The organism is Luedemannella helvata (genome assembly GCF_039528415.1).
GTDB lineage: Bacteria > Actinomycetota > Actinomycetes > Mycobacteriales > Micromonosporaceae > Luedemannella > Luedemannella helvata.
This window is the reverse complement of the sequence record NZ_BAAALS010000031.1, coordinates 1-15,865: the sequence shown is the minus strand read 5'-3', so window position 1 is coordinate 15,865 and position 15,865 is coordinate 1. Positions and strand designations below refer to the sequence as shown.

The following is a 15,865-nucleotide window of genomic DNA, read 5'->3' as shown; positions in this document are numbered from 1 at the left end:
TGGACACGTCTCCCCGCGGACATGAAGCGACCACAATAGCGAAGCTCGTCGCCCGCCATGGGGCGGCGCTGCGGAGTGATCCGTACCCGCCCGGTCAGGCGGCGTCGCCCGCGTGGACGAGCGCCCGCGGCGGCGGCGCGGCGAGCCGGGCCATGCGGTTCTCCCAGGCTGGGCCGCCGCGCAGGTACAGGCCGGCGGCCACGAGGCCGATGGCGGCGCTCGCCAGCCAGTGCCAGCGGCCGAGGTGTTCCAGGGAGAAGCCGCCGATCGCCGGCGCGACGAGACCGCCCGCCGGGAAGGCCAGGTAGAACACCGCCTGGTAGCGGGCGCGCAGCGGGGCCGGGGCCAGGCCGGCCTGCAGGACCGCGTTGGGCGGCGCGGACAGCATGCCGCCCAGCGTCCACCCGATGGCGGCCGCCAGGTATGCCGGGTACGCGTCGACGAAGGCGAGGCTGCCGTACGCGGCGCCGGCCAGCAGCGCCGCCCCGCCGAGGGCGGCACTGCGGGACGCGTGGCGCAGCACGGCCGGCACGAACAGCTGCCCGATCACGATCAGCGCCGCGCTCAGCGCGCCCACGTGCCCGTACTGGGCCGGGGTCAGCCCGTCGGCCCGCATCGCCAGGGGCAGCAGCGTCGTGCCCTGCGTGCTGACCACGGCGCAGAGGAAGGTCAGCCCGACGAAGGCGAGGAACACGCGGTCCCGCAGCACGGCGAACAGCCCGCCCGCGGGCCGACGCGAAGCGGCCGCCGGCGGCCCGGCGACCCGGTCGGGCGGCGCGGGTGCCGGGCGGGTCTCGGAGACCTTGAGCATCAGCACGACCGCGGCCGCCAGGGTGGTCGCCGCGTCCAGGGCGAACATCAGGCTGAAACTCACCGAGGCCAGCGCGCCGGCCAGCAGCGACGCGGCCGCCACGCCCGCGTTGTGCGCCCAGAACTGCAGGTTGAGGGCGCGGGTACGCGCCGCGGCCGGCACCACGTCGACGATCGCGGAGATCATGGCGGGCCAGGCCATCGCGTGGCACACGCCGGCGACGACGCACACGGCCGCGATGAGCGCCACCTGGGTCAGCTGGCCGAGGGCGAACAACGCCGTGGCCGAGCCGAAGTACGCCAGCAGCAGGGTCGGTCGCCGGCCCCACCGGTCGGCGAGCACGCCACCGAGCAGGTTGCCGGCCACGCCGCCCGCGCCGAACGCGCCCACGACGAGGCCCGCGGCCGACACGCTCAGGTGCCGGGCGTTCGTCAGGTACAGCGACAGGAACAGGACGGCGAAGCCGCCGATCCGGTTGACCAGGATGCCGACCCACAGGTACCAGAAGGTGGCGGGCAGGCCACCGCCGACCGAACCCAACCACCGCGCCATGCCAAAGATCTAAGCCGGCTGGGGTCAGTCCAGGTCAACACGTTGCGAACTGTTTTCGGTCACAGTCGCGCACGTCGATGCGGGTCAGCTGGCCAGCAGATCGTCGAACGTCGTCGTCAGCGCGAACGGGTCGGCCACCTCGGCCGTCGGCCGGCTGGCGATCAGCTCGGCCAGTTCGGTGCCCGCCCGGTCGACCCGGGCGCGCAGCGAGCCGCCGGCCACGGCGCCTGCCCAGTCCTCCGGCGCGGCGAACACGGACGTCGGCACGACGATGGCGCGCAGGTAGGCGAACATCGGCCGCAGCGCGTGCTCCAGCGCCAGCGAGTGGCGCACGGTCCCGCCGGTCGCCGCGATGAGCACGGGCTTGCCGACCAGCGCCGCGTCCCCGAGCACGTCGAAGAACATCTTGAACAGCCCGCTGTACGAGGCGTTGAAGGTGGGCGTCACGGCGATGACGCCGTCGGCGCCCGCGACCGCGTCCAGCGCCCGCTTGAGGGCGGGCGCCGGGAAGCCGGTGAGCAGGTTGTTCACGAGATCGTGCGCCACGTCGCGCAGCTCGATGGTGACGACCTCGGCGTCCGGGAGGTGCCCCGTGACGGCCGCCGCGAGCTGGTCGGCCAGCAGCCGGGTCGACGACGGCTGGGTCAGCCCCGCCGTGACGACCGCGATGGCCCGGCTCATCCCGCCACCTCGGCGTTCTCCGCGGCGGTCGCGGCCGCCAGCAGCGAGGCGTGGGTCGGCGCGTCCGGCACGTGCGCGGGCCGCCCGACGGCGAACTCGCGGCGCAGCACGGGGACGACCTCCTCGCCCAGGATGTCGAGCTGCTCGAGGACGGTCTTGAGCGGCAGGCCCGCGTGGTCGACGAGGAACAGTTGCCGCTGGTAGTCCCCCACGTACTCCCGGAAGCCGAGCGTACGGTCGATGACCTGCTGCGGGCTGCCCACGGTGAGCGGGGTCTGCGCGGTGAAGTCCTCCAGCGACGGCCCGTGGCCGTACACGGGGGCGTTGTCGAAGTACGGCCGGAACTCGCGGACCGCGTCCTGGGAGTTGCGCCGCATGAAGATCTGCCCGCCGAGGCCGACGATGGCCTGGTCGGCGCCGCCGTGGCCGTAGTGCTCGAAGCGCTCGCGGTACAGGCCGACCATGCGCTGCGTGTGCTCCCTGGGCCAGAAGATGTGGTTGGCGAAGAATCCGTCGCCGTAGTAGGCGGCCTGCTCGGCGATCTCAGGGCTGCGGATCGAGCCGTGCCACACGAAGGGCGGGATGCCGTCGAGCGGGGCGGGCGTCGAGGTGAACGACTGCAGCGGGGTGCGGAACTTGCCCTGCCAGTCGACGACCGGCTCGCGCCACAGGCGGCGCAGCAGGGCGTAGTTCTCCACGGCGAGCGGGATGCCGTTGCGGATGTCCTGCCCGAACCACGGGTACACGGGCCCGGTGTTGCCCCGGCCCAGCATCAGGTCGACCCGGCCGTCGGCCAGGTGCTGCAGCATCGCGTAGTCCTCGGCGATCTTCACGGGGTCGTTCGTGGTGATCAGAGTCGTGGCGGTCGACAGCAGCAGGCGCGTCGTGCGGGCCGCGATGTAGCCGAGCATCGTGGTCGGCGACGAGGGCACGAACGGCGGGTTGTGGTGCTCGCCCGTGGCGAACACGTCGAGCCCGACCTCCTCGGCCTTCAGCGCGATCGTGACCATCGCCTTGACGCGTTCCGCCTCGCTCGGCGTGCGCCCGTTCGTCGGGTCGGTCGTCACGTCGCCCACGGTAAAGATGCCGAACTGCATGTGAAGCTCCTCACGTCGAACCCGGCTGCCAGCGGGCTCCGGACGGCCGGCACAACGCCGGCCCGCGGCCACGCATTCCGATTATTGCGCAGTCAATGACCGACGCCACTGCCGCCGACGAGCCGGGCCGCCGCGACCAGCGCCGCGTCCGCGCCGGGGGGCGCGACAAGCGCCAGGCCGCGCGGCGCTCGCGGGTCACCGGCCGCCAGCGCCGGCAGGCTCAGGCTGGGAAAACCGCAGAAGGCAGCCGGTACGGCGCACGCGAGCGTGGCCGCGCGCCACGCGTCGCGGTCGGCGTCGCCGACACCGCGCGGATGCCCGGGCCCGCCCGCGGCCGGCAGCGCCAGCCACGCCCCGCCACCCAGCAGGTCGGCGAACCGGTCCCGCCAGGCGTCCAGGCGGTCCACCGCCCGGATCTCGTCGGCGGGGGTCACGGTCGCGCCGTGGCGGAAGCGGGCCTCGACGTCCGGGGCGAGCGCGCCCGGATTCGCCTCGATCCACTCGCCGCGCAGCCGCCACGCCTGCGCGGCCTGTACGGTCCGGAACGCGGCGAGCAGCCCGGGGAGGTCGTCCTCCCAGGGCACCGCGACGGTCACGACCGGGACCCCGAGCGCGCCGGCCGCCCGGGCGACCGCGTCGCGCACCACCGTCGCCGTCCCGGCCGCCACGGCGGCCAGGTGCGCCTCGCTGACCAGCAGCCGGCTGGGCGGGGCGGTGTCGCCCGGTGGCAGCAGCACCGCCGCGACCGCCGCCAGGGTGGCCGGGTCGCGGGTGAGCCAGCCGACCGTGTCGAACGTCGGGGCCAGGGCCAGCACGCCGTCGTCCGGGACGGCGCCGTGCGTGGGGCGCAGGCCGAACAGCCCGCAGCACGACGCCGGTACGCGGATGGAGCCGGCCGTGTCCGTACCCAGGCCGATGTCGGCGAGGCCGGCCGCGACCGCCGCCGCCGGGCCGCTCGACGAGCCGCCCGTCACCCGGTCGGGCGCTGCGGCGTTCGGCGGCGCCCCATAGTGGATGTTCGTGCCCGACAGCGAGTACGCCAGCTCGTCGGTGTGCGCGATGCCGGCCACGGACGCGCCGGCCCCCCGCAGCGCGGCGAGCGCGGTCGCGTCGCAGCGCTCGGGCAACGCGCCGGCCAGCCAGGTCGGGTTTCCGCCGCCGGTGGGGTGGCCGGCCACGGCGATGAGGTCCTTCACCGCGACCCGCAGCCCGTCGAGCGGGCCCGCACCCGTCGGCCCCGCGAGGAGCCCGCCCGCGTCCGGACCGACCCGCCACACGCCGTCCGTCACTGTCACTCCCGCTAGGCTGCCCGCGTGCTCATTCGTACCGCCACGGCCGACGACTGGCCGCGCATCTGGCCGTTCTTCCAGGCGATTGTCGCCGAGGGCGAGACGTACGCCTACCCGGAGGATCTCACGTCCGATCAGGCGCGCGCGCTGTGGCTGGAACCGGCGCCCGGGCACGCGGTCGTGGCGGTCGACGAGGCCGGCACGGTCCTCGGCTCGGCGAAGACCGGCCCCAACCGGCCCGGCCGGGGCGCGCACGTGGCGACCGCGAGCTTCATGGTCGACCCGGCGCACGGCGGCAAGGGCGTCGGCGCGGCCCTGGGCCGGTACGTGCTGGACTGGGCGCGGGCCAACGGCTTCCGGGGCATGCAGTTCAACGCCGTCGTGGAGACGAACACCGTGGCGGTGGCCCTGTGGCGCAAGCTCGGCTTCGAGATCATCGGCACCGTTCCGGGGGCCTTCGAATCGAAGCGTCACGGCTATGTCGGGCTGCACGTCATGTACCAGCCCTTCCCGGCGCCCGCCACGGCGTAGGGCGGGTGCGCTAGCGGGTCAGCAGCGCGAGCCCGGCACGGACCGCGCGGCGGCGCAGCCAGTCGTCCGGGGTCTGCGTGCCGCGGCAGAAGCCCTCGAAGGCGCGCCAGCCGGGGCGCGTCGAGACGACGCGGTGGAACAGGCGCGGGCGAGCCGTGAACGCGCGCAGGATCTCGCGGCCGGCGCGCATCGTGGGTACCAGCGTCTCGGCCACCGCGCGTTCGTAGCCGTCGAGGTCGTCGCGGGCGGCGGCCGCGCCCGCCAGGGCGCCGGAGCGCAGCGCGAAGCTGATGCCCTCGCGGGTCCACGGTTCGAGCAGGCCGGCGGCGTCGCCGGCGACGAGGACGCGCCCGCGCCGCAGCGGGGAGTCGTCCGTGCGGCAGCGGGTCAGGTGCCCGGAGTCGTGCAGCGGCGCGATCCCGGAAAGGCCCAGCTGGCCCACGAACGAGGCCAGGTAGTCCTTCGTCTCGGCGCCGGAGCCGCGCGCCGCGATCACGCCGACCGTGAGGTAGTCGTCCTTCGGGAAGACCCACCCGTACGAGCCGGGCAGCGGTCCCCAGTCGATGAGCAGCCGCCCCCGCCACGCCTCCCGCACGTCGGCGGCCACCGGCAGCTCCACCTCCAGACCGAGGTCCACCTGCGAGTACGCGACGCCGACATGGCGCGACGTCACTCCCCCGGACCCGTCGGCGCCCACCACGACCCGCCCGGTCACGGCCGTGCCGTCGCCGAGCTCCACCCGTACGCCCTCGGGGGTTTCGTGGAGCGCGCGGACCGTGACGCGCTGGCGGACCTCGGCGCCGGCGGACGCCGCGGCGGCGCGCAGCGCGTCGTCGAACTCGGCGCGCGCGACCATGCTGACCAGCGGCTGCGTGCAGGTACGGGTCACTGCGGCGCGGCCGGCGTGGGTGAACGTCACGCGACGCACCACGTCGCGGGCCGGCACGGCGAAGCCGGCGGGCAGCGCGGCCAGCGACGTGCCGATGAGGCCGCCGCCGCAGGTCTTGTAGCGCGGGTGCTCGGCGCGTTCGAGGACGAGCGTGCGCGCGCCCGCGCCGGCCGCCGCGTGCGCCGCCGACAATCCGGCCGGACCGGCCCCAACCACCACGACGTCCCACGCGCCTTCGCCCACGCGTGGCAGCCTACGCAAACCCGCGCCGGGAGGCCCGTTGCGCGATGTTGATCAAGGGGTTAACGTGCGCGTCATGACCGATCCGGAGCGCGCTACCAAGATCCTGCTGACCGAGGCGGAGATGCCCCGGCAGTGGTACAACCTGCTGGCCGACCTGCCCACCCCGCCGCCGCCCGTGCTGCACCCCGGCACGTTGCAGCCGGTCGGGCCGGACGACCTGTCGCCGCTGTTCCCGATGGCGCTCATCCTGCAGGAGGTGGCGACCGACCGGTATGTGGACATCCCGGAGGAGGTCCTCGACGTCTACCGCCTGTGGCGGCCGTCCCCGCTGTTCCGGGCGCACCGGCTGGAGAAGGCGCTCGGCACGCCCGCGAAGATCTTCTACAAGTACGAGGGCGTGTCCCCGGCCGGGTCGCACAAGCCGAACACGGCCGTGCCGCAGGCGTACTACAACGCGCAGGCCGGCATCACCCGGCTGACCACGGAGACCGGCGCCGGGCAGTGGGGCACGTCGCTGGCGTTCGCGTGCGCGCAGTACGGGCTGGACTGCGAGATCTGGCAGGTGCGCGCCTCGTACGACCAGAAGCCGTACCGGAAGATCATGATCGAGACGTTCGGCGGCACGGTGCACCCGTCGCCGTCCGAGCTGACGAATGCCGGCCGGGCCATCCTCGCGGCCAACCCCGACTCCCCCGGCAGCCTCGGCATCGCGATCTCCGAGGCCGTGGAGGTCGCCGCCCAGGACCCGAACACCAACTACGCGCTCGGCAGCGTGCTCAACCACGTGCTGCTGCACCAGACGATCATCGGCGAGGAGGCGCTGCGCCAGTTCGCGCAGATCGGCATGACGCCGGACGTCATCGTCGGCTGCACGGGCGGCGGGTCGAACTTCGGCGGGCTGACCTTCCCGTTCCTGCGCGAGAAGCTGGCCGGCCGGATGGACCCCGTCATCCGGGCCGTCGAGCCGGCGTCGTGCCCGTCGCTGACGAAGGGCGTGTACGCGTACGACTTCGGCGACACGGCCGGCATGACGCCGCTGATGAAGATGCACACCCTGGGCCACGACTTCATCCCGGACCCGATCCACGCCGGTGGCCTGCGCTACCACGGCATGTCGCCGCTGATCTCGCACGTGTACGAGCTGGGCCTCATCGAGGCGGTCGCCAAGTCGCAGCAGGACTGCTTCGCGGCCGGCGTGCAGTTCGCCCGCACGGAGGGCATCGTGCCCGCGCCGGAGCCGACCCACGCGCTCGCGGCCTGCGTCGACGAGGCGCTGCGCTGCAAGGAGACCGGCGAGGAGAAGGTCATCCTCACCGCGCTGTGCGGTCACGGCCACCTGGACCTGGCCGCGTACGGGGCCTACCTCGCCGGTGACCTGGTCGACCACGAGCTGAGCCGCGACGAGATCGCGGAGTTCGTGGCGGCCCTGCCCGCCGTGCCGGCGTAGGTCGAGCCGGGGTGCGCCGCTACGGATCTCTTCCGTGGCGGCGCACCGCGTCGCGCACGAAGGCGAACGTGTCCGGGTCGGCGAGCATGCGCTTGTCGTCCATGAAGCTGACCGCGAACAGGCCCTCGGAGATCATCTCGCGGAGGAACCCGGGGTCGAGCACCTCGCGCACGTCCGCGCCGTAGTGGGCGCTGTCGTTCTGCAGGTGAGCCACCATCACCGGCCCGTACGCGCCCAGCTCGCGCACCATCGTGCGGATCGTCCGGACATTGCTGCGCGGATCCATCGCCTGGAAGCTCTGGAAGTCGCTCTCCCGCAGCACCTGGGCGAAGTAGTCGAACAGCGACAGCCCGCCGCCCCGGCTGGGGTCGTCGTAGAGCGCCTGCCAGCCGCCCCAGCCCAGGGAGACGCGGGCGTTCGGCGCGTGCTGGTGGAAGATGCGCAACGCCGCCCGGTACTGGTCGATGAGCGCGCGGTAGTAGTTGGTCGTCTCGCCGTCCGCGCGCCAGGCGTTGTCCGCGCACGGGTACGTCTGGAACTCCGTGAACAGCGTGACGTAGAGCGGCGGGCCGCCCCGGGCGCCCGCGAACGTCTTCGCCAGCCGCGTCATGTCGGCCGCGAACCGCGACGCCAGCGGGTAGGCCCGCCCGCAGGCGGGACCGTACTTCGTGTCGACCGGCCCCTCCGGGCCGTCGTTGAAGACGATCAGGTGCAGGGCGTACCCGCGCCCGTAGGACCGGGGCACCGTCCCCGTGCGCCAGCCGGTCATCCACGACAGGTCGCCGGGCCCGTTGTACCAGCTGGTCAGCATCCGCACCGGCGCCTGCGTGACCAGCTTGTGCCCGATCGCGTTGTCGGCCTCCGTACCCATGCCGAACAGCAGCTTCGTCCCGCTCGCGGGGATCGGCGTCAGTGTCGCGCCGGCCGCGCCCGGTGGCGGGCCGACCGTAGTGGTCGGCGCGGCGGTCGTGGGGGCGGTCGTGGCCCGCCCGACGTCGGGCGGTGACCCGGACGAGACGCCCGGCCACCGGCTGCCGCCGAAGGTCGCCGCGCCGGCGACGAGCGCCAGGGCCGCGACGATGAGCGCCGTGACCACGCGCGCCGCCCGGCCGCCAGAAGCCCGCCGCTGGTGCCGTCCGCGCGTCATCGCGGTGAGCCTAGCGGCGTCCGGTGTTCATTGGGTTACCGCGATGTAGCGCAACGTTATCGTCCCGTATCGGGTGACGCCCGTCAGCGCTGGGGGTGCACCACCGGGCTGCGCGGGATGAGGTCGGCGGCGCGGCGGGCGCGGCGCACGCCCACCAGGCCCGCGATGACCGCGCCCAGCCCGAGCACGCCCGTGACCACGGCGATCGTCACCCACAGCCACGGCAGCCCGTCGGAGCCCTCCTTCTTCGGCTCCGCCGCCGGGACCCCACCGGTGGCCTTCGGCCGCTCCTTCATCGGGTACGCCAGCACGGGCGTGGCCCCGTCCGCGTCGGACACGGTCAGGAAGTGGCGGCCGTCGCGCGCGTACGCGATCGCCTCGCCCTGCGGCTCGTCGGGCAGCGGGGTGACGGTCGGCGTACCGGTCGTGATCGCCTTGACCACGTCGCCGTTGGGCGCCAGGAACTCGTACGCGTCGGAGTACGTGCGGATCACCACGTGCCGGGCGTCGGGGGCGAACGCGGCACCGGTGACCGCACCGGCGCCGGTCACGCCGAACGGGTTGGAGGTGCCGGTGTTCTGGGGCGTGAACTGGCCCACCCGGACGAGCTCCACCCCGTTCTCGTCATTGGCGACCAGCTCGGCCGACGGGACGTATACGCCGGCGGGGCCGCCCATCTCCTTGGTGATGATCACGGGCTGGCCGTCGGCGGTGACCACGAACGCCTCGGCGTCGTGCGGGCCGTCCGGGTAGCGCAGCCGGAAGATGGTGGGCTTGCCGCCGTTGGCGTCGAGGCGCCACAGCGCGATCGTGCGCCGGCGGGTCTCGGCGGTGGCGTTGTCGCCGATGTCCGCGACCCAGATCCGCCCGCTCTGGTCGATCGCCAGGTCCTCGGGGTCGCGGGCCGGCGTCGGATAGCCCACCGAGCGGACGACCTTGCACGTCTTGTCCAGGAAGAAGATCCGGATCAGGGACGGGTCGAAGTTGCTGTCGTTGATCGCGACGAACCCGTTCTTGGTCTCGGCGAGGCCGGACGTCTCTTGCAGACGCTCGTCCTGGAACGTGCACCGGGGGGTCGGCCCGGCCGGCTCGGCACGCGCGAACGCCCCGACGGATGCCGGAGTCATCGCGGTGAGCAGGGCGAGGGTGGCGGCGGAGATCGTCGAAGCAGTCATCACGCACAGTCTGTCAAAGGTCGTCAGGGATCGCGCGTCATGTTGGCACGCAGTACGGCCCCTGGTCCACCGAAGTGGGCCAGGGGCCGCCCTGTCGTTACGTACCGCGTGTCACCGCTTACGCGGTGCCATCACCTCAGGAGAGGGGCGGGTACGCGTTCGCCATCAGCTGGCTGAACTGGGCCGCGAACCAGGCACCCGAGATCGGGGCGTTGGGCAGGGCACCGGTCGCGCTGTTGCCGTTACGGTCGTTGCCGCCGTAGGTCGGGTCGCACATCCGGTCGAAGCCCTTGCCGTCGCTGTTCGGGATCTCGGAGCTGGAACCGTCCGACTCGCCCGGAGGCTTGATCCAGACGTAGGCGTCGATGCCGGAGGCGGGGGCCGCCTTCGGACGCTCGCCCAGGCCCGCACCGGCCTGGTTGCACCAGTTACCGGTGTGGAGACGACGGTCGACGCGGCTCTCGTTGACGAACGTGTTCACGTCCGTCGAGGTGCTGGCCGCGGTCGGCCGACGGGCACCGAGGCCGCCGGTCGCGCAGGGCAGGGCCGAGGTCGCGGTGCAGTCGCCCCAACCGTTGCGGGACGTGTCGATCAGCATGCCGATGTTCGAGTTGAAGCCCGACTGCACGAGCCGGTTGCGGAACGCCTGCGCGAACGTCAGCTCGTCCACGTAGAAGTTCCAGTCGATGTACTTCGCCTGCCGGACAGACTGGCCGTTCACCGTCGTGTTGATGGTGAAGAACGGCTCCGTCAGCGCCGAGTAGTTCGCGGTGTTCGTGATGAAACCGGTCACGTTGTTGACGCTGCCCGACGCCACCGCGGTCTGGTACATCAGGTCGGCCGTGGGCCCGAAGTTGGTGTCCCAGCCGATCCAGCCGTGGTGCGCGGCGTCGATGTAGTTGTACACGTTCGGGATCGCGCCGAACTTCTGCAGGGCGTACGCGATGCCGTTGACGTAACCACCGTTGGACTTCATCGTCGCGCACTTGGCGAGATTGGTGTTGGTGATCAGGTTCGGCAGCGAGTCGATCTCGACGATGTTGATGATGCGCAGGTTACGGTACTTCGGGTCGCTCTCGATGGCAGCGATCGGGTCGATGTACTCGGCCTTGTAGCGCGGCAGTTCGTCGACGCCGAGCTCACCGTTGGAGGCGAGCGCGGAGCAGTCACGACCCGGCAGGTCGTAGATGACGACCTGGATGTAGCCGGCACCCTGCGCCAGCGCCTCGTCCAGGTGGTCACGCAGGCCCATGGGGCCGTTGGACTGGCTGTTGGCCGTGCCCTCGATGGCCGCGATCCGGTCGAGCCAGAGGGCGGTCGGCGTGTTGGACACGCGGCTGCCGCCGCTGACGCTCTCGGCCTTGGCCTTCCACTCCGGGTTCACGTAGCCGGTGGCGCCCAGGTACGGGTTGTCGACCTTGGGACCGCCGGTGACGACCGAGGACGTCGGCGGACGGCTCGTGACCACCGAGGAGGTCGGCGGACGGCTCGTCACGACCGAGGACGTCGGCGGACGGCTCGTCACAACCGAGGAGGTCGGCGGACGGCTCGTCACAACCGAGGAGGTCGGCGGACGGCTCGTGACCACCGAGGACGTCGGCGGACGGCTCGTGACCACCGAGGAGGTCGGCGTGCTGCCACCGCAGGTGACGCCGTTCACCGCGAACGAGGTCGGGTTGTTGTTGGTGCCGTTCCAGCTGGCGAGGAAGCCGGGGTTCACGGAGCCACCGTTGCCGACGGCGCCGTTCCAGCTCTCGTTCGCGAAGGTGACATTGGACCCGGTCTGGGTGGCCCGGCCGTTCCAGCCCTGCTGGATCGACTGGCCGTTCGCGAACGAGAACGTCAGCGACCAACTGGTCCAGGCGTCACCGGTGTTCTTGATGACGATGCTGCCCTGGAAACCACCCTGCCACGAATTCACGACCGAGTACGTAACGCTACAGGAGGTAGCGGCGCTCGCCGGAGAGGCGAGTGCCACTGCCGTGGTCCCCACGGCGACGGTGGCGGCCGCGATCGCGACTGCCTTCGCCCGCCGGGACCGCATTGGGACGAATCTCATGCCTTTAACTCCCACTGTTTCTGGCATCACCAGGGCCGATGCCCCGGTGCGGCACCATGGATCACGACGCTGTCGGGTCGCGCCCCTGGCACGCAATCTGACCTGACCCGCCACGCCCGAGCGGCGGGTATCACAACGTCATCCGAGCCGTGACCGCGGAGCGGATGACCACAGTGAGGCCCGCCGTCGGAGTGCTGAAGCGACTCCACGTGCCCTAGGCGTGCCCGAAAGCGCATCTGGCTCCATCAATGCGCAGCCGAAGTCTCGCACGGGCCTGACAGCCCCACCAAGCATCTGATCGATACGTGGAGATCCGCCGGTGAATACGCAGGTCAACTCGTTGACGCGGACGGGAAAGTTTCACCTCGTCGGATCAGCCGTTCGGACCCCTTGGCCCTGCTCGGGCCAATGATCGGCACCCAGGACACGGATGTCAGGGACGGCTGGCGGGTGCCGGGATCAGATCGTGGTCGGCCCGGGTGATGTGCAGGACGGCCGCGACCATTCCCGCGGCGCCGGCAACCGAGACGTGCCTGCCCTGCTCGGCCAGTTCGAGGTACGCGTGCATGAGCGCCGCCACCCCGCTCGCGTCGAGGAACGGCACGCCGGACAGGTCGAAGACCACCTCGGTGACATTGGGCAGCACGAGGGCCTGCAGCGCGGCCTCATAGAGCAGGTGGGACGTGGCGAGATCGACATCGCCCTGCACCATGATCCGCAACGCGCCGTCGCGCGTGGCCATGGTCAACTCCACGGGCACCCCAGGCACGTGTCATGACCGGCCGCCCCCGGACGGTCGGTTCCCCTGCTCTTGTCACGCATCGCGGTGCCATGTACCCCCTGCCGCATCAGGTCAATCCTGCCCGCCCCCGACGCGCTGTGGAAAGGTGGCCGGCATGCGCGTGTTGAGCTGGAACCTGTGGTGGCGCTTCGGCGACTGGCAACGGCGGCGGCACGCCATCCGGACGGTACTGGCCGAGACCGCCCCGGACCTGTGCGGACTGCAGGAGGTGTGGGCTGACCCCGACGAGAACCTGGCCGGGTGGCTCGCCGCCGAGCTGGGCATGCACTGGGCGTGGGGCCCGACCGCGAACGCGCAGCAGTGGCAGGCCCGTACGGGCGACGACTCGGCCCAGTTCGGCACCGCCCTCCTGAGCCGGTGGCCGCTCGCCGCCGTGGCGGTCGAGGAGCTGCCCGCCGCGCCGGGACGCACCGTGCTGGCGGCGACGGTCGAGGCGCCGTACGCCAGGATCCCGTTCTTCACGGCGCACCTGGCGGCCACCGCGTACGCCAGCGCCGCGCGGCTGGAGCAGGTCGACCGGATCCGCGAGCTCGTGGCGGCCCGCCCCTCCGACAGCCACCCGCCCGTGGTGACAGGCGACTTCAACGCCGAGCCCGACTCCGACGAGATGCGCGCGCTCGGCGGCGACAAGACCGCGCCGCGCACGGCTCCCGGCCTGATCCTCATGGACGCGTGGCGCTTCGCCGACCCCGGCGACGAGGGACTGACCTGGAACCGGCGCAACCCGCACGTGGCCGCCGCGCCCGAGCCCAGCATGCGCATCGACTACGTCCGGGTCGGGCTGCGCTACGACCTTGAGGCCGGTCGGGTGGAGTCCGTCCGGCTCGCCGGCACCGAGCCGGTCGCCGGCGTCTGGCCGTCGGACCACTTCGCCGTCGTGGCGGAGCTGCGCGAACCGCCCACCTGAGCACGGGGATTGCGTCGCGCGGCCCGGACCGGTGGACTTGCATGATGCAGACAAGCGAGCAGCAGGACGCCGGAGCGCTCACCCACCGCCAGATCGTGACGATCCTGATCGGGCTGGTGCTCGGCATGTTCCTGGCCGCCCTGGACCAGACGATCGTGGCCACCGCCATGCGGACGATCGCCGACGACCTGTCCGGGTTCTCGATCCAGGCGTGGGCCACGACCGCCTTCCTCATCACCTCGACGATCTCCACCCCGCTGTACGGCAAGCTCTCCGACATCTACGGGCGCAAGCCGTTCTTCCTGTTCGCCATCGGCATCTTCATCGTCGGCTCGGTGCTGTGCGGCCTGGCCGGTTCCCTGTACGAGCTGGCCGCCTTCCGCGCGGTACAGGGCATCGGCGCGGGCGGCCTCATGTCGCTCGCCTTCGCGATCATCGGCGACATCGTGCCGCCGCGCGAGCGTGCCAAGTACCAGGGGTACTTCCTCGCCGTGTTCGGCACGTCGAGCGTGCTGGGGCCGGTCCTCGGCGGGTTCTTCGCGGGCGCCGACGAGATCCTCGGCATCGCCGGCTGGCGCTGGATCTTCTACATCAACGTCCCGATCGCGGCGGTGGCCATGGTGGTCGTCACGCGCGTGCTGCACATCCCGCACCGCCGCCAGGAGCACCGCATCGACTGGCCCGGCGCGCTCGCGCTCATCGTCGGGCTCGTGCCGCTGCTGACCGTGGCCGAGCAGGGGCGCGAGTGGGGCTGGGGCTCCGGCCGCTCACTGCTCTGCTACGCCATCGGCGCGGTCGGCCTGGTCGCGTTCCTGCTCGCCGAGCGCGCGTACGGCGACGAGGCGCTGCTGCCGCTGCGCCTGTTCCGGGGCCGTACGTTCGCGGTCGGGTCGGTGAGCAGCTTCGTCGTCGGCATGGCCATGCTGGGCGGGCTGCTCATCGTGCCGCTGTACCTGCAGATCGTGAAGGGTTCCACGCCCACCGAGGGCGGCCTGCAGCTCATCCCGTTCGTCCTCGGCATCATGACCAGCTCGATCATCTCGGGGCAGGTCATCTACCGCACCGGCCGTTACCGCCTGTTCCCGATCGTGGGCAGCGCCCTCATGGTCATCGCGCTGGTCCTGTTCTCCCGCATCACGGCCGACACGCCGCTGTGGCTGACCATGCTGGTCATGGCGCTCATGGGCCTGGGCCTCGGCGGCAACATGCAACCGATGATCACCGCCGTGCAGAACGCCGCGTCGCCGCGCGAGATCGGCGTCTCCACCTCAGCGGTGTCGTTCTTCCGGTCCATGGGCGGCACGCTCGGCGCCGCGGTGTTCCTGTCGCTGCTGTTCGCGTACCTGCCCGGCAAGATCCGCGACGCCTTCGCGGCGGCGAGCGACACCGCCCCGTTCCGTGCGGCGCTGGCCAGCCACCCCGACCAGGCCCAGGCCCTGCAGGGTGCGGCTGCCGGCGGCACCGACGCGCTCAACGACACCTCGTTCATCAACCGGCTGCCCGAGGCGCTGGCGCACCCGTTCAAGGTCGGCTTCGCCGACTCGATGAGCCTGGTCTTCCTGGTCAGCGCCGCGATCATGGCGGTCGGCCTGATCGCGGTCGCCTTCCTGCCGGAACTGCCACTGCGCCAGCACTCCGCCGCCCAGGCGCGGGCCCAGGAGGACGCGGCCCGGGACCGGGCGGAGGTCACGACGGGCGGTGTGCCACCGTCCCCGCGGTGACGTCTGCGCCGCCGCCGGAAGCCGTCGTCCAGGAGATCTTGGTACGAAAACGCCGCTATAAGGACGTTTTCGTACCAAGATCTACTCAGCTGGCCCGGGGTAGTCGGGTCGGTGGGCCGGCCCGGCGGCGAGCCTGCGACCCGGCATGGTCCGGCCGGCTCAGCGGGAGCCCGGGAGGCTCAGCGGGGGCCCAGCCGGCTCAGCGGGAGCCCGGGCGGCTCAGCGGGAGCCCGGGAGACCCTTGTCGAGGCCCGCGCGGCGCAGGGCGTCGGCGAGCGCGCCGCCCATCGGGTCCGGGCCGCGACCCCGCGATCCGCCCCGCCCTTGACCCCGACCATCGCCTCCCCGACCGTCGCCGCCCCGAGCGGCACCATCCCGACCGCCACCGCCCCGAGCGGCACCATCCCGACCGCCACCGCCCCGAGCGGCGCCGTCGCGGCCCGCTCCGGCACCGGCCACCCCGTCCCGGCCACCGCCCCGAGCGGCGCCGTCGCGGCCCGGGCCGGGCGGCCAG

Annotated in this window: 13 protein-coding genes and 1 pseudogene; 5 read left to right on the top strand and 9 right to left on the bottom strand. The window is 72.5% G+C overall.

Translation table 11 applies throughout. The features are described 5' to 3' along the window. Positions 1-94: 94 nt before the first annotated feature. The 4 genes from ABD191_RS24465 to ABD191_RS24450 form a co-directional block, all read right to left on the bottom strand. Positions 95-1,363 (bottom strand): MFS transporter, encoded by a 1,269-nt coding sequence (locus ABD191_RS24465; protein WP_344086672.1) that lies wholly within the window; start codon positions 1,361-1,363, stop codon positions 95-97. Positions 1,364-1,447: 84 nt separating this feature from the next. Further along, positions 1,448-2,044: an FMN reductase gene (locus ABD191_RS24460; RefSeq protein WP_344086669.1), complete on the bottom strand. Its 597-nt coding sequence runs from the start codon at positions 2,042-2,044 to the stop codon at positions 1,448-1,450. Continuing rightward, on the bottom strand, positions 2,041-3,141 hold the full coding sequence (locus ABD191_RS24455) for an LLM class flavin-dependent oxidoreductase (protein ID WP_344086666.1): 1,101 nt from the start codon (positions 3,139-3,141) through the stop codon (positions 2,041-2,043). The genes ABD191_RS24460 and ABD191_RS24455 overlap by 4 nt, the downstream gene beginning before the upstream one ends. 92 nt (positions 3,142-3,233) lie before the next feature. Next, positions 3,234-4,436, bottom strand: coding sequence for an amidase family protein (locus ABD191_RS24450; protein ID WP_344086663.1), 1,203 nt, complete (start codon positions 4,434-4,436; stop codon positions 3,234-3,236). Positions 4,437-4,454: 18 nt separating this feature from the next. Here ABD191_RS24450 and ABD191_RS24445 point away from each other — a divergent pair, with 18 nt between their 5' ends. Beyond that, on the top strand, positions 4,455-4,961 hold the full coding sequence (locus ABD191_RS24445; RefSeq protein WP_344086660.1) for a GNAT family N-acetyltransferase: 507 nt from the start codon (positions 4,455-4,457) through the stop codon (positions 4,959-4,961). 10 nt (positions 4,962-4,971) lie between these two features. On the opposite strand, the gene ABD191_RS24440 is transcribed toward ABD191_RS24445, so the two are convergent. Next, the gene (locus ABD191_RS24440) at positions 4,972-6,093 is read right to left on the bottom strand and encodes a geranylgeranyl reductase family protein (protein WP_344086657.1); all 1,122 of its coding nucleotides are present in this window, start codon (positions 6,091-6,093) and stop codon (positions 4,972-4,974) included. A 73-nt stretch (positions 6,094-6,166) separates the two neighbouring features. Between ABD191_RS24440 and ABD191_RS24435 the strand changes: the two genes are divergently transcribed. Next, the gene (locus tag ABD191_RS24435) at positions 6,167-7,540 is read left to right on the top strand and encodes a TrpB-like pyridoxal phosphate-dependent enzyme (protein WP_344086654.1); all 1,374 of its coding nucleotides are present in this window, start codon (positions 6,167-6,169) and stop codon (positions 7,538-7,540) included. Between the two features lie 19 nt (positions 7,541-7,559). On the opposite strand, the gene ABD191_RS24430 is transcribed toward ABD191_RS24435, so the two are convergent. From ABD191_RS24430 to ABD191_RS24415, 4 genes are all read right to left on the bottom strand, one after another. Then, the gene (locus ABD191_RS24430; protein WP_344086651.1) at positions 7,560-8,687 is read right to left on the bottom strand and encodes a hypothetical protein; all 1,128 of its coding nucleotides are present in this window, start codon (positions 8,685-8,687) and stop codon (positions 7,560-7,562) included. Between the two features lie 83 nt (positions 8,688-8,770). Then, positions 8,771-9,862 (bottom strand): hypothetical protein, encoded by a 1,092-nt coding sequence (locus ABD191_RS24425; protein WP_344086648.1) that lies wholly within the window; start codon positions 9,860-9,862, stop codon positions 8,771-8,773. A 136-nt stretch (positions 9,863-9,998) separates the two neighbouring features. After that, positions 9,999-11,906 carry a glycoside hydrolase family 6 protein gene (locus tag ABD191_RS24420; RefSeq protein WP_425560847.1) on the bottom strand — a complete coding sequence of 636 codons (1,908 nt, stop codon included), beginning with the start codon at positions 11,904-11,906 and terminating at the stop codon, positions 9,999-10,001. A 448-nt stretch (positions 11,907-12,354) separates the two neighbouring features. After that, entirely contained in the window at positions 12,355-12,663 is a 309-nt protein-coding gene (locus ABD191_RS24415) for an STAS domain-containing protein (RefSeq protein WP_344086642.1), read from the bottom strand. Positions 12,664-12,817: 154 nt separating this feature from the next. On the opposite strand from ABD191_RS24415, the gene ABD191_RS24410 reads away from it, so the two are divergent. The 3 genes and pseudogenes from ABD191_RS24410 to ABD191_RS24400 form a co-directional block, all read left to right on the top strand. After that, a complete protein-coding gene (locus tag ABD191_RS24410) occupies positions 12,818-13,630 on the top strand; it encodes an endonuclease/exonuclease/phosphatase family protein (protein ID WP_344086639.1) in 813 nt (270 codons plus the stop codon). A gap of 41 nt (positions 13,631-13,671) precedes the next feature. Then, positions 13,672-15,351, top strand: a complete 1,680-nt coding sequence (locus ABD191_RS24405; protein WP_344086636.1) for an MDR family MFS transporter — start codon at positions 13,672-13,674, stop codon at positions 15,349-15,351. Between the two features lie 324 nt (positions 15,352-15,675). Then, positions 15,676-15,865 (top strand): annotated as a pseudogene (locus tag ABD191_RS24400) (hypothetical protein); the annotation flags it as partial.